Source organism: Acinetobacter chinensis (assembly GCF_002165375.2).
GTDB classification, from domain to species: domain Bacteria; phylum Pseudomonadota; class Gammaproteobacteria; order Pseudomonadales; family Moraxellaceae; genus Acinetobacter; species Acinetobacter chinensis.
Map to the genome: position 1 here is coordinate 2,655,371 of NZ_CP032134.1, position 22,533 is coordinate 2,677,903.

Annotated in this window: 18 protein-coding genes and 8 tRNA genes; 9 read left to right on the plus strand and 17 right to left on the minus strand. The window is 44.1% G+C overall.

Annotation, left to right across the window (positions count from 1 at the left end; translation table 11 throughout):
• Positions 1-53: 53 nt before the first annotated feature.
• From yccS to CDG60_RS13540, 4 genes are all read left to right on the plus strand, one after another.
• The gene (yccS, locus tag CDG60_RS13525; protein WP_087513345.1) at positions 54-2,228 is read left to right on the plus strand and encodes a YccS family putative transporter; all 2,175 of its coding nucleotides are present in this window, start codon (positions 54-56) and stop codon (positions 2,226-2,228) included.
• Positions 2,229-2,312: 84 nt separating this feature from the next.
• On the plus strand, positions 2,313-2,873 hold the full coding sequence (locus CDG60_RS13530) for a YcxB family protein (RefSeq protein ID WP_087513344.1): 561 nt from the start codon (positions 2,313-2,315) through the stop codon (positions 2,871-2,873).
• A 173-nt stretch (positions 2,874-3,046) separates the two neighbouring features.
• Entirely contained in the window at positions 3,047-5,623 is a 2,577-nt protein-coding gene (locus CDG60_RS13535) for a PepSY domain-containing protein (RefSeq protein ID WP_087513343.1), read from the plus strand.
• A 119-nt stretch (positions 5,624-5,742) separates the two neighbouring features.
• On the plus strand, positions 5,743-6,543 hold the full coding sequence (locus tag CDG60_RS13540) for a YdcF family protein (protein ID WP_087513342.1): 801 nt from the start codon (positions 5,743-5,745) through the stop codon (positions 6,541-6,543).
• Positions 6,544-6,548: 5 nt separating this feature from the next.
• Here the strand turns inward: CDG60_RS13540 and CDG60_RS13545 are convergent, their stop codons facing one another.
• The 11 genes from CDG60_RS13545 to CDG60_RS13595 all read right to left on the minus strand — a co-directional run bounded on the left by CDG60_RS13545 (position 6,549) and on the right by CDG60_RS13595 (position 9,133).
• Positions 6,549-7,010 carry a DUF2750 domain-containing protein gene (locus CDG60_RS13545; RefSeq protein WP_087513341.1) on the minus strand — a complete coding sequence of 154 codons (462 nt, stop codon included), beginning with the start codon at positions 7,008-7,010 and terminating at the stop codon, positions 6,549-6,551.
• Between the two features lie 73 nt (positions 7,011-7,083).
• A tRNA-Val gene (locus tag CDG60_RS13550) sits at positions 7,084-7,159 on the minus strand.
• Between the two features lie 99 nt (positions 7,160-7,258).
• Positions 7,259-7,335: transfer RNA gene (locus tag CDG60_RS13555), tRNA-Asp, on the minus strand.
• A gap of 11 nt (positions 7,336-7,346) precedes the next feature.
• Positions 7,347-7,422: transfer RNA gene (locus tag CDG60_RS13560), tRNA-Val, on the minus strand.
• 78 nt (positions 7,423-7,500) lie between these two features.
• Positions 7,501-7,577 (minus strand) — tRNA-Asp (locus CDG60_RS13565).
• An 11-nt stretch (positions 7,578-7,588) separates the two neighbouring features.
• A tRNA-Val gene (locus CDG60_RS13570) sits at positions 7,589-7,664 on the minus strand.
• 21 nt (positions 7,665-7,685) lie between these two features.
• Positions 7,686-7,762, minus strand: a tRNA-Asp gene (locus CDG60_RS13575).
• A 49-nt stretch (positions 7,763-7,811) separates the two neighbouring features.
• Positions 7,812-7,888 (minus strand) — tRNA-Asp (locus CDG60_RS13580).
• Between the two features lie 24 nt (positions 7,889-7,912).
• Positions 7,913-7,988: transfer RNA gene (locus CDG60_RS13585), tRNA-Val, on the minus strand.
• A 257-nt stretch (positions 7,989-8,245) separates the two neighbouring features.
• A complete protein-coding gene (elsL, locus tag CDG60_RS13590) occupies positions 8,246-8,749 on the minus strand; it encodes a cell wall-recycling L,D-carboxypeptidase ElsL (RefSeq protein WP_087513340.1) in 504 nt (167 codons plus the stop codon).
• Between the two features lie 9 nt (positions 8,750-8,758).
• Positions 8,759-9,133 carry a YbaN family protein gene (locus tag CDG60_RS13595; RefSeq protein ID WP_087513339.1) on the minus strand — a complete coding sequence of 125 codons (375 nt, stop codon included), beginning with the start codon at positions 9,131-9,133 and terminating at the stop codon, positions 8,759-8,761.
• 89 nt (positions 9,134-9,222) lie between these two features.
• On the opposite strand from CDG60_RS13595, the gene CDG60_RS13600 reads away from it, so the two are divergent.
• The 3 genes from CDG60_RS13600 (at position 9,223) to dapE (ending at position 11,615) form a co-directional block, all read left to right on the plus strand.
• Positions 9,223-10,131: a DUF1853 family protein gene (locus CDG60_RS13600; RefSeq protein WP_087513338.1), complete on the plus strand. Its 909-nt coding sequence runs from the start codon at positions 9,223-9,225 to the stop codon at positions 10,129-10,131.
• Between the two features lie 89 nt (positions 10,132-10,220).
• Complete coding sequence (locus CDG60_RS13605) at positions 10,221-10,364, plus strand: entericidin A/B family lipoprotein (protein ID WP_171405459.1); 144 nt, start codon at positions 10,221-10,223, stop codon at positions 10,362-10,364.
• A 117-nt stretch (positions 10,365-10,481) separates the two neighbouring features.
• Entirely contained in the window at positions 10,482-11,615 is a 1,134-nt protein-coding gene (gene dapE, locus CDG60_RS13610; protein WP_087513337.1) for a succinyl-diaminopimelate desuccinylase, read from the plus strand.
• 102 nt (positions 11,616-11,717) lie between these two features.
• Here dapE and CDG60_RS13615 read toward each other — a convergent pair whose 3' ends face one another.
• The 6 genes from CDG60_RS13615 to pilG all read right to left on the minus strand — a co-directional run bounded on the left by CDG60_RS13615 (position 11,718) and on the right by pilG (position 20,402).
• The gene (locus CDG60_RS13615) at positions 11,718-12,179 is read right to left on the minus strand and encodes a hypothetical protein (RefSeq protein WP_087513336.1); all 462 of its coding nucleotides are present in this window, start codon (positions 12,177-12,179) and stop codon (positions 11,718-11,720) included.
• On the minus strand, positions 12,176-16,804 hold the full coding sequence (locus CDG60_RS13620) for a hybrid sensor histidine kinase/response regulator (RefSeq protein ID WP_087513335.1): 4,629 nt from the start codon (positions 16,802-16,804) through the stop codon (positions 12,176-12,178). The genes CDG60_RS13615 and CDG60_RS13620 overlap by 4 nt, the downstream gene beginning before the upstream one ends.
• A gap of 151 nt (positions 16,805-16,955) precedes the next feature.
• A complete protein-coding gene (locus tag CDG60_RS13625) occupies positions 16,956-19,028 on the minus strand; it encodes a methyl-accepting chemotaxis protein (protein ID WP_087513334.1) in 2,073 nt (690 codons plus the stop codon).
• A 41-nt stretch (positions 19,029-19,069) separates the two neighbouring features.
• On the minus strand, positions 19,070-19,606 hold the full coding sequence (locus CDG60_RS13630) for a chemotaxis protein CheW (protein ID WP_087513333.1): 537 nt from the start codon (positions 19,604-19,606) through the stop codon (positions 19,070-19,072).
• 3 nt (positions 19,607-19,609) lie between these two features.
• Positions 19,610-19,978, minus strand: coding sequence for a response regulator (locus tag CDG60_RS13635; RefSeq protein WP_087513332.1), 369 nt, complete (start codon positions 19,976-19,978; stop codon positions 19,610-19,612).
• 37 nt (positions 19,979-20,015) lie between these two features.
• On the minus strand, positions 20,016-20,402 hold the full coding sequence (gene pilG, locus CDG60_RS13640) for a twitching motility response regulator PilG (RefSeq protein WP_087513331.1): 387 nt from the start codon (positions 20,400-20,402) through the stop codon (positions 20,016-20,018).
• Positions 20,403-20,764: 362 nt separating this feature from the next.
• On the opposite strand from pilG, the gene CDG60_RS13645 reads away from it, so the two are divergent.
• Together CDG60_RS13645 and CDG60_RS13650 are read left to right on the plus strand one after the other, a co-directional pair.
• Positions 20,765-21,319, plus strand: a complete 555-nt coding sequence (locus CDG60_RS13645; RefSeq protein WP_087513360.1) for a hypothetical protein — start codon at positions 20,765-20,767, stop codon at positions 21,317-21,319.
• A 92-nt stretch (positions 21,320-21,411) separates the two neighbouring features.
• Positions 21,412-22,521 (plus strand): efflux RND transporter periplasmic adaptor subunit, encoded by a 1,110-nt coding sequence (locus tag CDG60_RS13650; protein ID WP_406565316.1) that lies wholly within the window; start codon positions 21,412-21,414, stop codon positions 22,519-22,521.
• Positions 22,522-22,533: the final 12 nt, after the last annotated feature.

The following is a 22,533-nucleotide window of genomic DNA, read 5'->3' on the forward strand; positions in this document are numbered from 1 at the left end:
ATATTCACAGACAAGCGCATAATTTACATACAGCCTAACACGAAGGATCTCTGGTGAAACCCTGGCTAAAAAGACTGAAACAGGCGACCTACAATACCACTTTCATGTATAACATCCGCATGATCATTGCCTTCTCAGGAACTGCTTTTGTCCCTTATTTCATGGGATATCAGCTGGCAACCATCCCACTGACTCTGGGCGTGGTAGCTGCTGGATTAAGTGATATTGATGACCGATTTTCAGTCAGGATCATGAACCTGATTTATACCTATATCGGCTTTTTTGTCACAGCCGCTTCCATTCAGTTTCTGTTTCCTTACCCTGTTCTTTTTGCTTTTGGTCTGATTGTTTCCTGTATTGGATGGATTCTGCTGGGGTCTCTGGGCAGGCGTTATGCCACGATTGCCTATGGCTGCCTGGTCATTTCTGTTTATTCCATGCTGGGTGTGCATCTGTTTGATCAATGGTATGTCCAGCCCACCCTGCTGGTTGCGGGTGCAGCATGGTACGGACTGATCTCCACCATCAGTTTTCTGCTGTTTCCTGTCCGTCAGGTACAGGACAAACTGTCACAGTGTTATTCCTCACTGGGCGATTTTCTGTTTGCAAAATCCAACCTGTTTGATGTTGATATGACACCGGACAGTTACCAGCAAAGCATGATTGAGCTGTCCATGGAAAATGGTCGGCTGATCGGCATTTATAATGAAATGAAAACTGCACTGCTGACCCGACTGAAAGGTGACCGTGGACAGAAAGATACCCGTCGCAGTCTTCAGTATTATTTTGTTGCTCAGGATATTCATGAACGGGCAGACTCTGCTCATATTGATTATCAGAAACTGGCAAAAATCTTTGAGCACAGCGATATTCTGTTCCGCTTTCAGCGCATTCTGTCTATACAGGGGAAAGCCTGTAAAGATTTGAGCGAAAGCATCTTAAACCGAGAGATTTATCAGCATAATCATCGCTTTAAACACGCCTTTGAAAATCTGAAATATTCACTTGAAAGATTAAGAAAAGATCCTCAGTACGATCAGGTCTGGGTTAATGCCCTGTTTTCACTGTACCAGAACCTGAAGTCTGTCGATGCTCAGCTCAGAAACCTGGAAACTGAACGCAATATCAGTGCAGACAAAACCCGACATATTGAACACCAGCTCAAAGACGATGACTTAAAAGGCTGGGATGATATTGTCATCCGTATCAAACAGAATCTGAGTCCAGAATCCGTACTGTTCCGACATGCAATACGGGTGTCCATTGTGCTGTTCATCGGTTATATTTTTGTACAGTTGACCGGTATTGAATATGGTTACTGGATTCTCCTGACTGCCCTGTTTGTCAGTCAGCCAAACTTCAATGCGACAAAACGCAGGTTAAGACTGCGGATTACCGGAACACTGTCCGGCATTATTATTGGTTATGCCATTCTGTATTTTGTACCTTCCATCGAAGGTCAGCTGGTGATTCTGATTTTAAGTGGCGTGCTGTTTTTTGAATTACGCAGTAAACAGTATGCCCAGGCAACAGCATTTATCACCATTCTGGCACTGATCAACTTTAATCTGGATGGACTGGGTTTTGCTGCGGCATTCCCGCGTATGCTCGATACACTGATCGGTTGTGCACTGGCCTGGTTCGGTGTCAGCTTTATCTTTCCTGACTGGAAATTCCGCAGATTGCCACGAACTATCCGTCGTTCACTGACGGCACAGTGCGATTATCTTGCTGAGGTGATTGAACAGTATAAACATGGCAGAAATAACGGTCTGAAATACCGTATTGTCCGTCGTGCAGCACATAACACCGATGCCGAAGTTGCCTCACTGATTTCCACACTGGCGACTGAACCTGATTTTGATCCCGTTCAGAAAACCCATGCTTTTGAATTTCTGTGCCTGAATCACACCCTGATCAGTTATATAGCAGCATTAGGCGCACATCGTGAAAAAATTGAAGACACTGAAGTTCTGCAATTACTCGATCAAGCCTTTGAGGATATCAAAGGAGCACTGCTGAATGATGAAGTCCCTGATCTGAGTGCGCAGAACATGCTGCAGACCATTCGCCAGCAACTCAGCCAGAACCATACAGAAGACCAGAAGTCACTGATTATTCTGCAACAGTTATCGCTGATGCTCGGCATACTGAATCAGCTGAGTCAGCTGAAGCAGAATCTGAGTCATGAACGCGACCTGGATGCAACCGAATTTGCCTCATTGTAATCTGGGTAATTTTGGAACAATATACTCACTGAATTACTGTATTTAATGCTAAACTTTTTAAAGTTATAAATTTGTTAGTTTACTATGACCACCAAGACCCAATACGCCTATACTTTACAGCCTGTTTCTTATGAAGTTTCTGAAGAAGAACAGCGCAATGCCCAGCTGGTACTGTCCCGCAGCAACTACAAAATTGGAAATAAAGCCTGGATGATTATGGGCGCAGTTGTTGCCCTGGCTCTGCTCGGACTGATTTTCATTAAAAACTATTCGACAGTTTTCTGTTGGGTAGCCCTCGTCTGTGTGGCTATTTATTTTCTGGTCCGTAAATTCGGTATCGAATGGTACGTCAAACGCAAAATTAAAGAAGTTCCTGTTCAGGAAATCAAAGGCATCCGCTTAGGCGTTCAACCTCACGGTTTATCCATGCAGCAACAGGTTGGTATGCAGCAAGGCACAATGACTGTGGGCTGGAAAGACATTTACGAATGGTACAACACGCCTGAATTCATCCTGGTCAATTTCAAAGTGAAAGGTCAGCAAGGTGCATATATTCTGCCAAAACGTATGGACTCCAAAAACTTTCCATTCACCACGATCCGCAAACATTTAAAAGAAACTGTAGGCGAACCTAAACAGGCTTAAACCTGCTAGCAGTCTCTTTAAAAAGCCTCCTTCGGGAGGTTTTTTGTTTTCCGGTCAGCCCTGCTTAATAAAAATGATAATGAGAATACATATTACCTACAAAATCCACATTATCTTCTGATTCTTCGTTTATAATTCACCGCATTCCTCATTCTCAGTCATATTGTGTCATCATGCTGAAAAAAATATTCTTCCAGATTCACTGGTTTCTCGGCATTACAGCTGGTCTCATTCTTTCCATTATGGGTGTAACCGGTGCCATTTATTCTTATGAACAACCCATTCAGAAATGGATGAACCCCGCGAGCTATACTGTTCAGGCAGAAAGTCATGCCAAACTGAGCCCTGCACAGATTTATCAGCATTTTCAGACCACACAGCCTGAGATGAAAATCAACAGCATCACCATTGCAAGCAGCCCAACTGAATCTTCCAGTATCAACATTGAAAAAGAAGGTGCACGTAAGGGCTACAATATGATGATCAACCCTTATTCAGCAGAAATTTTACCGGAAATCAAGGGACGTGATTTTTTCCAGTTTATACAGCAGCTGCATCGCAATCTGACTGTAGGACCTGTAGGAAAACAGATTACAGGGGCATGTACCCTGATTCTGATCTTTTTTGTTCTGAGTGGTTTATATCTTCGCTGGCCAAAAAAACATTCCATAAAACAATGGCTCGCAGTCAAACCTAAACTTAAAGGTCGTAACTTCCTATGGGATCTGCATGCTGTTGCAGGCACCTGGGTCATTATTTTTTATCTGATGCTGGCATGTACCGGTCTTTACTGGTCTTATGACTGGTGGCGCAACGGTATGTTTGCTGTGCTGGGGGTTGAGAAACCTCAGGCTGAAATGCAGGCTAAAGGCGGTAAGGAAAATAAAAAAGCGGATCAGCACAAACAGCAGAATCATGAAAAAGACAAAAAAGGACTGCAGCCAGAACAGATCAGCTATGCTCTTACCCAGTCCTGGACAGGATTTAATGCACAGATTCAGCGTCCATACTCAACACTGACCCTGAACATTCCCAAAAAATCGGATGGCAATGTCGAGCTCAGCTTCGTCGATGCTGTTCCACAGCATGAACGTGCCCGTAACAAGGCAACTTATAACTATCAAAGCTCATCTGTTCAGAAAATTGAACTGTACGAAGACAAACAGCTGAATGAAAAAATCATGAGCAGTATGTTACCTGTACACCGTGGCAGCTTCTTCGGTCCTGTCTACCAGTTCCTGGCAGCCGTAGCCGCCCTGATCATGCCTTTGTTCTTTGTCACGGGGTGGATGCTTTATCTGAAACGACGCAAACAGAAAAAACTGACTCTTGCTGCCAGAAACAGCTCTGCTGCCGTTATGGTTGATCCAGATGCCAAGGCATGGCTGATTGCGTATGCCACACAGACCGGTGTTTCTGAACAGCTTGCATGGCGTACCGCAACCAGTCTTCAGGAAGCCCGCCAGCCTGTAACAGTTAAATCTGTCCAGCACCTGACCGCTGATGATCTGAAGAATACTCAGCAGCTGCTGATCATTGCCAGTACTTATGGCACAGGTGAAGCACCGGATCTTGCATCGGGTTTTGTACGAAAAGTAATGAATCAGTCCGTAGATTTAAGCCATCTTCAATATGCAGTACTTGCACTGGGTTCAAAAGAATATGCAGACACTTTCTGCAGTTTTGGACACAGCATCGACCAGTGGTTAAGCCAGCAAGGTGCATCTGCATTCTTCCCTGCTATTGAAGTTGACAATGCCAGTCCTGAAGCCATTCAACAATGGAATCTGGCATTAGCCAAAGTCAGTAAACTGGAACTTCAATCCATGCAGATCAGTAAAACGTTTGATCCATGGATTTTAAAACAGCGTACATTGTTGAATCCTGACAGCCTGGGTGCTCCTGCATTCAACATCGAACTGATGCCACAACACGAAGTCAGCTGGCAGGCTGGTGATATTGCTGAAATTCAACCTGGTAACAGTGCAGAACGTATTCAGCAGTTCATGTTGCGCTATCAGATTTCATCGGGTCAGATGGTTGAGCCACTGAATATCAGCATCGAACAGGCACTCTGGGACAAAGATCTGACAGTAGAGATTGAACCTTTTGCCAATATGGAACACCTGCTGGAGCAATTACCAGCCCTGCCATCACGTGAATATTCCATTGCAAGCATTCCTGCTCAGCAGATTTTACGTCTCGTGGTTCGTCAGCAGCCCGACTCGCAAGGAAACACCGGTTTAGGTTCAGGCTGGTTAACCCAGCATGCAGCCGTCAACCAGCCTGTTGCACTGCGCATCCGCACCAATGAATCTTTCCACCTGATTCATGATAACCGCCCGGTTATTCTGATTGGTAATGGAACAGGCATTGCAGGACTCATGAGTCTGCTCAGTGCCCGTATCAGAGCGGATTACACTGACAACTGGCTGATCTTTGGTGAGCGCCAGCGTGAACATGACTTTTTCTATCAGAGCACTATTGAGGCATGGCAGACTACAGGTATGCTGAAACATCTGGATCTGGCATTTTCACGTGACCAGGATGAAAAAATCTATGTGCACCATAAACTGCGTGAACAGGCTGCTGAACTGAAACAGTGGATTGATCAGGATGCTGTTATCTATGTCTGTGGCAGTATCAACGGTATGGCAAGTGATGTTGATCAGGCACTGATTGATATTCTGGGTGCGCCACTGGTCGATCAGCTCCGTAATGACGGACGATACCGCCGGGATGTGTATTAACACCGATCACTGAACAACAAAATCCAGATAAAAAACCAGGCTTAGACCTGGTTTTTTATTATATGGATTCAGCATATCATCAATGCCAGAGCAGATTGATCAAACAATTAAGGTACAGAATGAAGTTTTTCCATTCACAGCATTCGCGATTCAGACAGATAAGTTGCCTGCTCACAGGTCTTCTCCTGTTTGCAAATGGGACATATATGCTGATGCTGAAAAAAGTCCATCTGGGCACCCTGTTACCTTTATTCATCGGTATTTTACTGATCGGATATGCTGTGTTTTATTCGATTATTCAGAAACAGCTGAACGGAAATAAAAAGCTCCGATCAACAGTTAAATCCTTATGGATACTGTTTTATCTATGGATATTCAGTGTGCTGTGCTTCTTCAGTTATATTGCATTAAATATTGAGAACGCCAGTGAAATACCTCCCTTGAAAGCCATTATCATACTGGGGAGTGGTACTGAAAATGGAAAACCAACACCAACCCTGGCTAAACGGCTGGACAGTGCAGCAGCAGTTGCTCTGAAACAGCCTCGGACGATTTTAATTCCCAGTGGCGGGCAGGATTTCGGAGAGAAATATACAGAAGCTGAAGTCATGCAGAATTATCTGATACAACAGTACCAGGTCAGTCCCACACGAATTTTTCAGGAAAATAAAAGTACCAGTACAGAGCTGAACCTGAAAAACAGTCAATCCATTCTGCAACAGCAACAGATTTCAATGCACAGCCCTATTGGAATAGTCACCAGTGACTTTCACACCTTGCGAGCACGGGCAATTGCCCATAAACAGGGATACAGCAACACCGTGATGATTGCTGCTCCTACTCCCCTGTATAATCGCTATAACGCATGGCTCAGAGAATATTTTGCTTATATCAGTGGGTGGATTCTGAATGAATACTGATGAAATCAGTTAATACGGATTGAGCGTGGTAAAGGTAAGCTGCCATCTTTGAACAGTTCAGGTTTCTGCACATACAGTTCATAAAGATAATTTTTAATATCCAGCAGCAACCGTTCAGGTGCAACTAAAATATTCTGCCCTTCAGGTGTCAGATCCAGAGACAGAACCGTGTTTTCCTGACGCAGATAAGGAATGACTTTTAACAAAAAACTGTTCAGGGCGATTTCCTGAATCTCATAGTTTTCCCAGTTATCGCGGATCAGTAATTTGGCCAGACCTTTATTCTGCCATACTGAAAATGCAGCCTGCCCCGTTGGAGTTGCGCATAATGCCCACCCCTCTTTAAATAAAGCGGTTAAATACCCCTGGGCGACAATGACTTCAATAAATTTTTTATATAATTCCTGGGCACTTAAAGTGTTGGCCTGAGATCTGGTCGCAGCCTTTCGTTGATACGGATTTCTCATAAATCTGCAATATTTTAAAATTATTATAGAAAATGGATTCTATGCAATTGAGAGTGTTTTAGCAAGGAGGATATGGTGGGCGCTGACGGGATCGAACCGCCGACATTCTGCTTGTAAGGCAGACGCTCTACCAACTGAGCTAAGCGCCCTGAACATGGAATAACAAAGCGTGGCTTTGCCCAAATCGTTAAAAATAATTTTTAAGATTTGATTTTCTGAACAGAGATTTGAATTTTTTATATTTGGGATGGCGCAGCGGACGGGACTCGAACCCGCGACCCTCGGCGTGACAGGCCGATATTCTAACCAACTGAACTACCGCTGCATCACAAAATATGGTGGGCGCTGACGGGATCGAACCGCCGACATTCTGCTTGTAAGGCAGACGCTCTACCAACTGAGCTAAGCGCCCTCACTGAGGAACAAAGTAAACTTTGTCTGAAATGGTATCAGAAACACCACACCTCTTTCAGAGGATTGTTCTTTGAAATGGCGCAGCGGACGGGACTCGAACCCGCGACCCTCGGCGTGACAGGCCGATATTCTAACCAACTGAACTACCGCTGCATTTCAAAAAATGGTGGGCGCTGACGGGATCGAACCGCCGACATTCTGCTTGTAAGGCAGACGCTCTACCAACTGAGCTAAGCGCCCTCAAAAGATCTATCATGTAAATGGCGCAGCGGACGGGACTCGAACCCGCGACCCTCGGCGTGACAGGCCGATATTCTAACCAACTGAACTACCGCTGCATTACACAATGTCTCTATTGTGGTACAAACAACTTATTAAGATTTAAAGTGGCGCAGCGGACGGGACTCGAACCCGCGACCCTCGGCGTGACAGGCCGATATTCTAACCAACTGAACTACCGCTGCACTTAAAATCTTAACGTAAAGGCTTGGTGGGCGCTGACGGGATCGAACCGCCGACATTCTGCTTGTAAGGCAGACGCTCTACCAACTGAGCTAAGCGCCCTTAACGTCTTCATCGTTTGTGAGGTGCATTATAGAGAATCTGTACCGCCTGTCAAACGCTTTTATGACTGTTTTCCACTTTTTACGATTGAGTGATTAAAAAATAGTTTATTCGATATAAAAACAAACAAATTCTGTATGTTATTTTATCTGTGAATGTAAAAAATATCTTTTTCAGAGGCTCTCTGAACTGTTTTCATGACCAGCATGACACATTTATTTCACTGAACCATCCATTCAGGCTGTTCAGAATCCTGTTTATGGATTTATTTTATGCTCAGAAATAAAGACCAGCGCATTTTCTGGAATCAGTTCAAATAATTCAACGACATCAAAGTTGCGCATACGGATACAGCCATGTGATTCGGGTATGCCCATCGGTTCTGTATCAGGAGTGCCATGAATATAGATATAACGGTTGAAGGTATCGCAGCCCTCACCCTGATTAAATCCTTCTTCAAGTCCACTGAGCCACAAAATACGCGATAAAATCCAGTCCCGTTCAGGAAACTGATCAGCCAGTTCCTGATCATAGATTTCGCCAGTTTCTTTACGTGCAATAAAAACCGTATTTAAAGGCGCACTTTCACCGAATTTCACTGCAACTTTATGCCAGCCGCGGGGTGTTTTCCCTGAATCTTCTGTTTCACCAATGCCATTCTTTCCAGAAGAAATAATATACAGCTTATGATACTTAGGTAAAAACAGTGTCTGTTCAGACAGGTCAATCAAAATATCGGCCTGATCAATTGAATACTGCATAGATATCCCCTACTGATTTTCAATGGTCTGAGGTTCTGGTCGGAGCCACAGCCAGACTGCAACGACCAGCATGGTCAGATCAGTAAAAACTTTGACTGCCAGTGGCGCGCTTGTAAACAGCATGATGACAGCACTGATCAGCATCATCACACTTGCAATCCATTTGGCTTTGCGTGGGACAGTTCCATTTTCCCGCCATGCACGCAACGTTGCTCCATATTTAGGATGATTCAGCAACCAGGCATCCATTTGAGGCCAGCCTTTGGAAGCAGCCCATGCAGCAAGAATCAGAAATACAGTTGTCGGCATTCCCGGTAAAATTGCACCGATAAAACCCAGGATGACAAAAATCACCACAAGGCTGCGCCAGAACAACGTTTTCATATGAATTTTCCAAACTGCGAAGACTGTAGTATAAAGTGTTTTCAGGATTTATCCGTTGTAATTCTGCACTTTTAGATAAGGATTCAACAATGCCCCTTTCCAGCCAGTCTGCCCACTTTGAAGAACCCTGGCTACAGTTTCAGACTCCATCAGTCAGGCACCTGGCATTCAGCTTATGCAGCCCTGACATTCTGGCTTCCATACCATCAGAACTGAATATTGTTCATGCCTTTGAACTTAAACCTCAGAACCATTGGCTGACCCACTTTCATCATTATTATCAGCGTCTGGTTTACCTGGATAACCATCCTGAAGAACTGGAAAAATTTCTTGCTCAACTGAAAAGTACCCGACTGGGACTGCGCTTTGAAATGCTGATCTGGTTCTGGTTACTGGACGATGCCTATCATCCTTACCGCCTGCTGGGTCACAGCATTCAACAGATTGATGGTGCCGTGACTTTAGGCGAACTGGATTTTCTGGTTTTAAATCAGGAAAGCAATGAAACTGAACACTGGGAAGTGGCTTTAAAATATTACCTGGGTGAAGGATATCTGAGTCTGCCTCAATGGTATGGTCTAAACCGCTCAGACACACTGCTCAGAAAGCTAAATCACTTCACTCAAAAACAGTTCCAGTTTAAACAGGTAGGAAATCATCAGATTGACCGACATTTTGCAGTCATGAAAGGTCAGCTCTATCTGCCTCAGTCCAGTCACGAAAACCTTTCCCTGCCCGCATGGTTAAACCAGAAACGCAGAATGGGTTTTTGGGGAACAGATATTCCCAAGCAGCAGAATCTGCATCGCTTAAAACGCCATGAATGGATCTGCCCTGAAAAAGAAAACTCATCAATGCCCTGTAAATGGTGGACAAATGGACTTTATTATCAGCCTGATAAGGCTTTGTTTTATATGTTCAGAAACAAGCCGCTGATCAGTTCCAGCCGGTACAACAGTTTCCAAACACTCATCGAGCAACAACATTTCATTACCTAAAAATAATGAAAAATACATATTTTTTTAGAATTAAACTTTCTAATCTCTAACGACATCATAATAATTTTATGACATTAAAACGGAGATGAATGATGAAAAAAGTATTAGCAGCGTCATTGATGGTCGCTTTTGTTTTAACTGGCTGTAACACTGTTAAAGGCGTTGGTAAAGATGTATCCAAGGCCGGTGATGCTGTCACAAGCACTGCTGAAAAAACAGAAAATAAACTGTAATTTTCGCTTTACTCCCCCAAAAACCTTATCCTTTGATAAGGTTTTTTTATTTTTTAATTCCCCTCACAGTAGTGATTCGCCTATTATATTGTCACTTTTCAGACAAATTAAACCGCTATGACTCAATCAGAAACTCTGGACCTCAGTTTACAGCTATTACGCCAGCCGTCCGTAACCCCCGTTGACCATAGCTGCCAGGAAATTATGGCAGAACGTCTGAAAAAAATTGGGTTCAACATCGAATCCATGCGCTTTGAAGATGTAGATAACCTCTGGGCACGAAAAGGAAATACCTCACCTGTTTTCTGCTTTGCAGGTCATACTGATGTCGTACCTACAGGTAGTCCTGAATCATGGAATTCTGATCCTTTTGCACCTGAAATCCGTGATGGAAAACTGTATGGCCGTGGCAGTGCTGATATGAAAACAGCCCTGGCTGCCATGGTGGTTGCTTCTGAGCGTTTTGTTCAGAAATACCCTGACCATAAAGGCTCAATTGCTTTTCTGATCACATCGGATGAAGAAGGACCATCCATTAACGGAACAGTGAAAGTTGTGGAAGCACTCGAAGCCCGCAATGAAAAGATGACCTGGTGTCTGGTGGGAGAACCCTCCAGTACAGACCGTCTGGGTGATATTGTCAAAAATGGTCGTCGTGGCTCTTTAAATGCTGTGCTGACGGTTAAAGGCAAACAAGGTCATGTTGCCTATCCGCACCTGGCAATCAATCCGATTCACACTGCATCCAAAGCGATTACAGAACTGTGTGAAACTGTCTGGGACAATGGCAATGAATATTTCCCTGCTACCAGTTTTCAGATTTCCAACATTCAGTCGGGTACAGGAGCGACAAATGTTGTACCTGGTACAATGACTGTCACATTTAATTTCCGTTACTCAACAGAAGTTACAGCAGATGAGCTGAAAGAACGAGTTATTGAACTGCTGGACCGTCATGGTGTTGAGTATGATATTCAATGGACACTGTCTGGTTTACCTTTTTTGACTCCTGTAGGCGAACTTGTCAATGCAGCCCGTACTGCCATTAAAAATGTAACTGGCACTGAAACTGAACTGTCAACAAGCGGCGGCACATCAGATGGGCGTTTTATTGCACCTACAGGCGCACAGGTACTTGAACTGGGTGTATTAAATGCAACCATCCATCAGGTCAATGAACATGTCAATGTTGACGATCTGGAGCCTTTGGCAGAAATTTATGAACAGATCCTGGTCGAATTACTCAGCTGACTGATGACTTGCAGACTGACGCGATATTAAGAATTACTTTTTTAATACTGCAGAGCTAAAAAAAGGAACTCATCAGAGTTCCTTTTTTTAACCTGTCACAATTCAGCTCAACCCAAGTGAAGACTGGATACTGGCAAGATTGGGGATATGAAATGTCTGATCGCCCATGCGGACATACTGAAATACAGCATCATCAGTCACAGGACGGTCTTCATCTACAACTTCCGAAATACGCAAGCGGATTGTTTTCGGCATTTTATTACACATCAATGCAAAACGCTGACTGACATCATCACCCTCAATCACCAAAGCAACACCAAGCTTTGTCTCAGGATCATTCACTGCATAAACAGGTAACTTTAACTCATGCCATTCCACATTCGGAACCTGAGTTGCACTGTCCAGAGCAGAAAGAACAATATTCTGAGGGAGCAGCATGGCTTCGCGTTTATAGCATTCCACAATATAAGCATCAATAAATCCCGTAGAAACGGTAATCAGATGCTGAAGTTCCTGCTGACTGATCTGATCAACAGCAGGTTTTTTTACCTTTTTCTGGCTCATCCATTCACCTCATATTCAGCCGCCAACAGATTTTCAATATTGGTCAGCAATTCTGCTTCCTGGAACGGTTTACCCATATAATGAGTCACACCCAGACTGAATGCACGCTCACGGTGTTTCTCACCTGTACGCGATGTAATCATGATAATTGGCAGTTTCTGATGAATGTCATGGTGTCTTACCAGGTTGGTCACTTCAAAACCATCCATCCGCGGCATTTCAATATCAAGCAGCATCAGATCCGGTTTGACATTTTCCAGCTGCTCCATCGCATCCACACCATCTTTGGCTGTCACAACATCATAACCCTGACGTTCAAGCAGACGTGAAGTTACCTTACGTACTGTTACGGAGTCATCCACAATCATCACCAGACGACGTGCATTGCTGTGTCGTGATGACTCACGGTGTTCAGACGCATGTTTCGTACGCTGTGTCGCCAGAATCTGACGTGCAATACTTTGACCATCAATAATCAGACAGACCTGACCATCACCAAGGATCGTTGCACCTGCAATCGCGGCAATACCGGAGAACTGTTGTCCAATCGGTTTTACAACAATCTGACCACGTGAACCAACCAGCTGATCGACCAGTAATGCAATACTCTGCCCCGTACTGCCTTTAATCAGCAGTACCGGTAATGAATGCGCGATACTGTGCAGTCGCGGTAATGGCTGATTTGCAACAAATTCTGAAATATAGCGTAACTTATAGGATTCGTTGTCAATTTTGAAATAATCGTCATTGCCATCAAAATAAGTTTCAAGCGTAGATGGTGCAATCCGCACAATACGTTCAATCTGAGCCAGTGGAATAGCAAACTGCTGATCACCGGCTTTCACCATCAGCGCATCACTGACCGCAACCGTTGTCGGTACACGGATGGTAAAGGTTGTTCCTTTACCAATCTCAGAATCAACAGTTACCAGACCACCTAAGGCTTTAATTTCGCTTTGCACGACATCAAGTCCGACTCCACGACCCGAAATCTGTGTCACTGCTTTCGCAGTACTTAAACCAGGGTGGAAAATCAGCTGTAAAGTTTCTTCTTTACTGACTTTCTGATCAGGTTTAATCAGCCCCTGGCTCAGTGCTTTTTCAAGAATACGGGTATCATCAATACCCTTACCGTCATCACTGAATGTAACTACAACATCGGTTCCCTGACGGGTAATATTGAGTTCAATTTTACCGACTTCGGGTTTACCGGCTTCAAGACGCTGTGCAGTATCCTCTTCAATACCATGGTCAATCGCATTTCGAAGCATATGCTCAAATGGAGTCACCAGGCGTTCAAGAATAGTACGGTCCAGTTCGCCCTCTGTATTCTGTACCAGCAGTTCCGCAGGACGGTTCAATGTCGATGAGGTCTGACGCACAATACGTTGTAAACGGGGCAACAGTCTTGAGAACGGAACCAGGCGTGTCCGCATCAGACTTTCCTGAATTTCTGCCTGAATACGGGACTGCTGTAATAACAGACCTTCTGCATCACGGATTTTTTCCGCAATCGTGCTCTTAAAGTCCACCAGATCCGATGCAGACTCCGCAAGTGATTTGGATAACTGATTTAAAGATGAATACTGATCCATCTCAAGTGGATCGAAATCTTCATAGCGTGAGTTGTCAGTACCGTGTTTTGCCAGGATCTGTGATTCAAGCTCACCATCCATTCGACGCAGCTGATCCGCCAGTCGCTTAATCGCAAGCTCCATTTCATTCAGCGTATTACCCAACTGCCCCAGATCCATCTCAATACGTGAACGGTTAATTGAGTTTTCACCTGACAGGTCAATCATCTTCTCAACCAGGTCGGCTGAGATACGGATCATTTCATTACTGTCATCACGGCTCGAAGTATCGCCCCACTCACCCATCATTGCAGGTGGTTCAGTACCATCACCCTGAACAAACTCAAAGGTTCTGGACGGTGCAAGAATATCTTTGTGAGTCAGCCTGTCTGGTAACTGAGCCGTTACGTTGACATATTCAATGGACTCAAGATTGGACTTGAGGCTGTCGAAATTGGTGTAATCATGCTCAAATATCGCCTGACGTAACCATGCCAGTGTCGTCTGAAGCAACGGATCATAAGCATTTGAGTTGAACTGGTGTACAGCAAACTGCTCAAAGATCGTTTCCAGCTCATAAGCAATAGACGCGACCGGCTCAATTTCAGCCATACGGGCACCGCCCTTCAAGCTGTGCGCGGCACGCTGTAACTGAAGCAGAATACTACGGTCTGAACGCTGTTCAAACCATTGAGCAAGTAACAGATCCGAAGAATCCAGCAGTTCTTCTGCTTCTTCAAGGAAGGTTTCTTCCACAATTGAACGCACACTTTCAAGATCAGCATGTTTCTGACTTTGTGCAGGTTCAGCGTACTCTGCAGCAGGTTGTTCAATCAATGTTTCAGCAGTGAGAGGCTCAGTCAGCTCAGGTTCAGATAAGGAAGGCTCAACCGCAATAATATCTGACGCAACACTGATGACATCATCCAGTTCTGGCAGCTCATCCTGATCGGATACTGCAAACGCCAGTGCATCATCAATATGCTCAGAAGCAGATTCAACTTTCGGCTCTGTAACTTCAGAAGTGGATGCAATACCACCTTTTGACAGTTCTGAAATATTTTTCAGTATATCCACTGCCTGAGCGGAAGAATAATCAACCTGCTCATCACGAATCGTCTGAATACGGTCGGCGATATCATCCTGAACAAGCCGGATAATACCGATCAATCCAGGAGTAACCGTAATCTGCTGGTTGATAATCCGTTCGTAAATCGTTTCTATTTCATGTGAAATCAGACCTATGTGCGTGGCCTGAACCATATTTGCACCACCTTTCAGTGTATGCAGATAACGCATCAGATTATTCAGTGCAGCAGTATTGGACTGTTCTGCTGTCCATGTATTCAGATCCTGATCCATTCCGGCAAGCAGTTCTTCTGCTTCTTCAAGGAAAATATCAAGCAGATCAGGGTCAAAATCAGTATTTGTGTCAGCTGCACCAGACTGAGACTTAGCTGCCTGTAACTGTCGGGACAGTTTTGCAAGATCCAGACCCGCCGACTCGACAGATGCAGCCTGTACTGGTTGTGGTTCCTGAACTGCAACTGAAATATCTTCAGCTTCAGCAGATTCAGTACTCAGATCTGGCTGAGCAGCTGGCTCGGATTCAAACTGTTCAATATCCTGCTGTACAAATGCTGCCAGCTCATTCAACAGTTTCTGCATATCATCTGTCAGGCTGACACGCTGTCCTGCTGCCAGTGTATCAAACAGATAAATAAATTCCTGATGTGCCTTTGCAAACAACTCATAGGCATAGTCAAGAGTCAGAAGTGCCGGCTTTTCAACCAGACCATCGTAAGCAGACTTCAGCTCCAGTGTAAACTGATGAATACCTTCAGATGCACGGTTATCTGTATTATTAATCAGATGTCCTGCCTGCTCGCTTAACTCCTGAATATATTCAGGGAATTCAACTTTGGCACGTTTATCAAACTCAAACTCAGCATCAAGCAACAGATCAATATTCAGCTCAATCAGCCTGGAAACCAGACCTTGAGGATTTGCTTCATGTTCTCCAGTCTGAACACTGAAACCGTAGTTATCCCACACATCGTTAAATGTCTGATAAATCGTATTCAGTCTTGACTGGTCAGCTCCATTTCGAAGCGTAAGCAGATAATCACCTACAAACTCAGCATACTGAACCAGTAATGCTGTTTCTCTTGAAGTGGATACAATTTCATCCTGCAACAGGTTTTTAAACAGGTTTTCCACATTGGAACTGGCATCAAAAATATGCTCAATCTGTGCCATGGACGAACTGCCGCGAAGCGTATGCAGAGCACGGATCAGCCCGTTATAGTCCTGTTTTGATGACTGCTCTTCTGCAAGAAAAGCTTCAATCGTTGCCAGATGCTCTTCTGCTTCTTCAAGGAAAATAGACATTGTTTCCTGAACAAAGCTGTCATCCTGAACAGCAGGGATTTCTTCAGATACTTCAGTGAGCTCTTCATGAACAGTTTCAGCTTCATCAGCTGCCGTGGCAACAACCACTTGTGCAGTAACCGACTCATCATCTGCAAACTCAAGACCTGTCAGCGTATTCTCAGCAGACAGCGTTTCAGACAACTGAAGTAAATCTTCAAGTGCAGGTTCAGGACTGAGATTCTGCTGAAGCTGCTGTCCTAACAACACCAATGGTCTTAAATCAATTGCAGCTTCCTGAACATTTTTAAAATCAGGATAAAGTCTGAACTGAAAAATTTTATAAACCGTTAAAGCAAATTTCTGAATCGGAAGATTCAGAACCAGTGATCCCCCCATGACACGGTTCAGTATATCTTCTACTGTCCATGCCAGTTCACCGGCAGATTTAGCCCCAACCATACGCCCAGAACCTTTCAAGGTATGAAAGTGGCGACGGATAGTGATCAATGTTTCAGTATCTGAGGCATTTTCAAACCATGCCGGAAACTGCTCATCCAGTTCAGTGAAGATTTCTTCCAGTTCTTCGACAAAAATTTCAAGAATTTCTGCATCCTGATCAAGATAGCTATCTTCGGGAAGAGTTGTATTTTCAACTAAATTTTTTAATATTTCTTTCATAGCTAAGGCTTCTTACGTGTCCAGCACCCTCAGGTACCCAAACTTAATTGTAACCATCACGTTTGACCTGAACTGTGCGGTTCCCTGTCAACACTTTATCTTTGAATACAGTGTGTTTATTCCGGGGAATAAACACACTTATCAAGCCTTATTATTCAGGTAACTTAAAGTCAGTTACAGATTCACGTAAGGATTCCGCCATACTTGCAAGTTCTGATACCGAACGGGCTGTATCGAAAGTCGCAGTTGTAGTCTGAGATGTAATTTCCTGTACAACGTTCATCGTAGTTGCAATATGACCCGCTGATGCAGACTGAAGTTTCGCAGCATCCGAAATGTTTCCGATCAGTTTTGCAAGGTCAGAAGATACGCCCTGAATTTCATCCAGTGCAACACCGGCATCCTTGGATAAGCTGGCACCACGAACAACTTCCGAAGTTGTCTGTTCCATGGAAATTACAGCTTCGTTAGTATCGGTCTGAATCGTTTTAACCAGTGTTTCAATCTGTTTAGTTGCTGAAGCAGAACGTTCCGCAAGACGCTGTACTTCATCTGCTACCACGGCGAAACCACGACCGGCTTCACCCGCCATGGATGCCTGAATTGCAGCATTCAGTGCCAGAATGTTCGTCTGATCGGCAATATCGTTAATCAGGGCAACGATGTTACCAATTTCCTGTGAAGATTCACCCAGACGTTTAATACGTTTAGATGTTTCCTGAATCTGCTCACGAATAACATCCATACCTTCAATTGAACGGTTTACAACGTCAGCACCATTGGATGCAATCTGTACCGAACGCTGTGCTACCACAGCTGATTCTGCTGCGTTTGAAGATACCTGGTCAATGGACATTGCCATTTCGTTAATTGCGGCAGATGCACCGGCAATTTCCTGTGCCTGATGCTCAGAAGCTTCAGCTAGCTGGTTGGTAATGCTTTGCGTATTTGCCGTATATTGTGCAACTTCCTGAGACGTTTCTGTAATTCGGGATACAAGGTCACGTAACTGGTCAATTGCGAAGTTAATGGAGTCAGCAATCGCACCGGTAAAGTCTTCAGATACTGTTGCATATGAACGTAAGTCACCATCTGCAAGATCGGCGATCTCATCCAGTAAACGCAGAATCGCATTCTGGTTACGGTCATATTCTTCCTGTAAACGTGATACACGCTGTTTATCAGACTCACCACGCAAGCCAAGCAGTTTAAATACACAGAACAGGAAGCCAAGCAGTGCAATGATCAGACCCAGTGCAGGAATTGCAGTTGCCCAACCTGTACCACCAGAAAGCTTATTCAGGTTTGTCAGCAGCGAATCCGACTGAGCAAAAATTGAAGAAGAAGCCTGACGTACTTTTACAATCTGGTTTGAGTTCTTAAGTACCGTTGCAGCTGCTGATTTCAGTACGCTGTCATATTCACTCTTGATGCCCTGTAGCGATTCACGCAATGCAGGATCAGCCAGACGTTCCACACCCAGTTCCGCACTACCGTTCAACTGAGCTTCAAGGTATGAACCGAATGTTTCTGTATCGGCACTGAAGTCATCTGCTGACTCACGCGAGTTATCCGAACCCGTCAGTACTGAACTGATGGAACGTAAAATACGTTCTGCAATGAATACCTGGTTTTTCGCAATAACCACCTGGCTACTTGGCAGGTTCTGACGAGCCATCTGGTCAACCATCAGGTTATATTCAGCCTGAATACCCGGAATGGATTCGCCGATTGCGATGTTTGTATCATAAAGTTTGTTAATGATTTTTTGTTGTGATGCAATCAAATCAATATTTTCAGAAACTTTTTTCCATTCTGCATCCACATCTGTCAATGCTTTGGTTCTTGCATGAATATCTGTTACGGTTTCAAAGTTTGTTGCAAAAGCTTTCTGAGACTGCACCAGTTTATCAATAGACTCTTTGGTACCTGATGCTGTTGCTTCTGTCGCCTGACGCGAAATAGTCTGAGACAGCAATCGCAGTTCACCCAGGCTTCGGGTTAATTCGTTGTTCCGGGGAACACTGTAGAACAGATATAACAGTATCAGTGCTGCAACTGCCAGACATGCTACTGCGATCTTAATAAACTTTCTGGACTTGTCACTGTCACCGAAAACACGGGATAACTGATCCGTCTGCGATTGTACTTTTGCCAACAGACCCTGACCGTTTTTGCGATTACCGGCCTCACCTGCATTTTTCTTCTTAAGTTTAAAGCCCATACAGCCTTCTCCCCGAATTTCGCCTGTATAACTTGCGATTGTTAATTTATAAATTTTATAGATGCATTCATGTAGTTCGGATTTTTCAGTAAGCGACTGAACAGAAATACATGCCATTGCTGGTTATGCTGGTGAAAATATCCCTGGCAGTATTCTTCTAATCCTTGATCAAGATCAGGTGCTTTTGAAAAAAAGCTTTTCTTATTGAAATGCTGAATTCCCAGAACCTGATCAACTACAAGACCTACATAATGGTCCTGGTGACTGATGCACAGAACTTTCTGTGCCGGTGAAAACTGTGCAGGCTGACCAGATACATACTGAGCAAGGTCAGACACAGAGAGTAGACGTCCACGGATATTTGCAAGCCCGACAACCCACGGCTGGGCATTGGGAACAAATGTGCATTCTGGTGGGTAAATTACTTCCGCCACTTCACCTAATGGAGCAACAAAGTATTGCCCCATCATTTCAAAAGCGATACCAGACCATCGGCTTACTTCACTCTCGGATGCAGCATAGCTTTTGTTACCACGCTTGGACAGCCGAAGTAATTCGATAAATCCATTTGCAGCCATAGCTTATCCTGCATTCAGATGGTGATTGATCACATCAATAAGTTGTTTTTCATCTACAGGCTTAGTCAGATAGTCACGGGCACCCTGACGCTTACCCCATACTCTGTCTGTTGCCTGATCTTTCGTACTGACAATGACAACCGGGATATGCTTTGTTGTTTCCCCACGGGCAATCTGGCGTGTTGCCTGAAAACCGTTCACACCTGGCATCACAACATCCATCAACACAAGATCTGGTAACTCAGCCTGAGCCACTGTCACACCGTCTGCGCCATTTGCAGCTTCAATGACTTCAAACCCGTGTTTACCCAGAATCTCTCTGAAACGGAAAGTTTCTGTAGGTGAGTCATCAACAATCAGAATACGTGCCATGTTTTTCCCCAATACTTACGGTCTATATACTTTAACTTTATGCCGAAACGTGATTACGAATTGCGTTTAATAATTCATCTTTACTGAAAGGTTTTGTCAGATATTCATCTGAACCGACAACACGACCTTTCGCCTGATCAAATAATCCATCTTTACTGGACAACATGACAACAGGAATATTCTGATAGTTCTGTGAGTTCTTGATTAATGCACAGGTCTGATATCCATCAAGACGCGGCATCATGATGTCCACAAAGACGATGTCAGGATTTGCATCTGCAATTTTGGACAGTGCATCAAAACCATCAACTGCCGTAATCACATCACACCCTTCACGCTGAAGTAGGGTTTCGGCGGTACGACGAATGGTTTTTGAATCATCAATCACCATTACTTTTAGATTCTGGAATTTATTGTCGTCCATTTAGTGACCCTTCCCATTTGTTTGTACAAACATAGATATGAATGAATTTTACAAGTTATTAACATTTTTAACATATCTTTACCGACTGTTTCAATGAGCATTTTCCGCTCATATTTACATTTTAAAACGAAAGCACTAACAGCTTCACACTTTTATTCAATCATTGTTTTTTTTTTGATGAACAGAGGGTTTCAATCCCTTCTTTTAGTTTTAATATAACATTATTATTACTTAAAAATAAGTAATTTAGTCGGCTTAAAACAGAACTCAAAGTTTGAGTTGATTTCAGTTTGGAAACACCATTTATGACCCTGCGAAAAACCGTTACCAGTTTTTTTCTGTTGATCTTTTTCAGTCTGTCCATGATTCAGACTTTTGCAGCTGATCCACAACCAAAAGCTGCCTGGTATCGCTATTATGACAGTCGTGGTGTTGCCAATGTCAGCACCAGTGTCACGCCAGCTCATATCAGTTATGGGTATGAGGCGCTCGACCGCAATATGCAGGTGATCCGCAAGAACCGTCCGTACAATGCTGAGGCTGATGTCAAAAAAGCACCTGAACGTGCTGCTGTAGCCAAAAGTAATGAAGCCGACCTGAAACTGAAAAAAGCGTATACCAACAGTACGATTGCAACACAGAAAAAAACCGCTGCCCTGCTGTACATCAAAAAGCAGATCAATTTTCAGCAGGATCAGCTGAAACAGCTTCAGGATGACCGGATCATGTTCAAACGACAGGAAATGGAACATCTGCGTAAAGGTTCAACCATTCCTGTTCAGCTCAAGAATGTACTGGAATACAATCAAAGCAATATCACGATGAAAAAAGAGCTGATTCATTCGTTACAAACCAACTATCGAAATACGCAGGCGGAATACGACAAAATAATCATAAGACTTAAAGCAATGGAATAACTTGATTTTTGTGATAAATATAAAAAACTTAAGGGTACTGAACCTTTCAGACTGAACACAGGAAATGATGTATGCAAACAGTGATGTACCCGATGAAAGAGCGATCCATAGTGTTTTTTTCAGCTGTGCGGATCACCACGGTCTGCATCACACTTGCACTCAGCGCCTGCCAGAAACCGGAACCTGAAACCGGAAAAAATCAGGTACCACAAAAAATTGAACTGATTCAGCAGGACCTGGTCGCATTTCAGAATGGCAGTTCCGTTCATAAAACAGCATTTACAGGCACCATACGTGCGGTTAACCGCAGCAGCATACAGTCACAGGTCAGCGCAACGGCTTCTCAGGTCAGCGCCGAAGTCGGTCAACGTGTTTCTCAAGGGCAGGTTCTGGTCCGTCTGAACAATCAGGATAATGCAGCACGACTTGCTCAGTCCCGTGCAAATCTGGCAGCAGCTCAGGCACAGGAAAAAATGGCACTGAATATGATGCAGAGGAAACAGCGCCTTTTGAATCAGGGTTTTATTTCCAGAGTTGAATATGAACAAAGTGCTGTAGATTATCAGGCACAAAAAGAAAATACGCATGCGCAACAGGCAAATGTTGATATTGCACTGAAAGCAGACCGTGACGGTATTATTTTAAGCCCAATCAATGGCGTGGTCACAGTACGTCAGGTTGAACCTGGACAGACTGTTGCAACGGGTCAGACGCTGTTTGAAATTATTGACCCTGAACGTACTGAAATACAGGCAAAGCTTCCCTCAGATCTGCAGTCAGCACTTAGACCTGGTCAAAAAATTGAATTCAGCATTCAGGGAAATCCTGCCCTGCTGAGCGCCACACTGAGTCGGGTTTCTCCGGTTGCAGACCTGAACAGCCGACAGATTGAGTTTTTTGCTGTTCCTGACAAAGCTGTCCAGTCTTTGAGTATTGGTGCCTTTGTTGAGGGAAATATTCTCTCGGCAACTCAGGTACAGGGACAGATCATTCCTCTGGATGTTATACAAAATATTGATCAGCAGCCTTTTGTCTGGGTGATCCGCAACAAGCGGATAGAAAAACAGAATATTCAGGTCATCGAACAGCGTTACAGCAATAACAGTGCTGTCGTACAGGGCTTGATTGTAGGAGATCTGATCAGCCGTGTGAAGTTCACCGATCAGGACAACCATAAAGAAGTGGCCATCAGCCCGAAATAAAAATTACAAAGG

Coding starts and splice junctions, on each gene's coding strand:
- CDG60_RS13530 (WP_087513344.1), top strand. CDS start 2,313: ATGACCACCAAGACCCAATACGCCTATACTTTACAGCCTGTTTCTTAT.
- CDG60_RS13535 (WP_087513343.1), top strand. CDS start 3,047: ATGCTGAAAAAAATATTCTTCCAGATTCACTGGTTTCTCGGCATTACA.
- CDG60_RS13540 (WP_087513342.1), top strand. CDS start 5,743: ATGAAGTTTTTCCATTCACAGCATTCGCGATTCAGACAGATAAGTTGC.
- CDG60_RS13545 (WP_087513341.1), bottom strand. CDS start 7,010: ATGAGAAATCCGTATCAACGAAAGGCTGCGACCAGATCTCAGGCCAAC.
- elsL (WP_087513340.1), bottom strand. CDS start 8,749: ATGCAGTATTCAATTGATCAGGCCGATATTTTGATTGACCTGTCTGAA.
- CDG60_RS13595 (WP_087513339.1), bottom strand. CDS start 9,133: ATGAAAACGTTGTTCTGGCGCAGCCTTGTGGTGATTTTTGTCATCCTG.
- CDG60_RS13600 (WP_087513338.1), top strand. CDS start 9,223: ATGCCCCTTTCCAGCCAGTCTGCCCACTTTGAAGAACCCTGGCTACAG.
- CDG60_RS13605 (WP_171405459.1), top strand. CDS start 10,221: ATGATGAAAAAAGTATTAGCAGCGTCATTGATGGTCGCTTTTGTTTTA.
- dapE (WP_087513337.1), top strand. CDS start 10,482: ATGACTCAATCAGAAACTCTGGACCTCAGTTTACAGCTATTACGCCAG.
- CDG60_RS13615 (WP_087513336.1), bottom strand. CDS start 12,179: ATGAGCCAGAAAAAGGTAAAAAAACCTGCTGTTGATCAGATCAGTCAG.
- CDG60_RS13620 (WP_087513335.1), bottom strand. CDS start 16,804: ATGAAAGAAATATTAAAAAATTTAGTTGAAAATACAACTCTTCCCGAA.
- CDG60_RS13625 (WP_087513334.1), bottom strand. CDS start 19,028: ATGGGCTTTAAACTTAAGAAGAAAAATGCAGGTGAGGCCGGTAATCGC.
- CDG60_RS13630 (WP_087513333.1), bottom strand. CDS start 19,606: ATGGCTGCAAATGGATTTATCGAATTACTTCGGCTGTCCAAGCGTGGT.
- CDG60_RS13635 (WP_087513332.1), bottom strand. CDS start 19,978: ATGGCACGTATTCTGATTGTTGATGACTCACCTACAGAAACTTTCCGT.
- pilG (WP_087513331.1), bottom strand. CDS start 20,402: ATGGACGACAATAAATTCCAGAATCTAAAAGTAATGGTGATTGATGAT.
- CDG60_RS13645 (WP_087513360.1), top strand. CDS start 20,765: ATGATTCAGACTTTTGCAGCTGATCCACAACCAAAAGCTGCCTGGTAT.
- CDG60_RS13650 (WP_406565316.1), top strand. CDS start 21,412: ATGAAAGAGCGATCCATAGTGTTTTTTTCAGCTGTGCGGATCACCACG.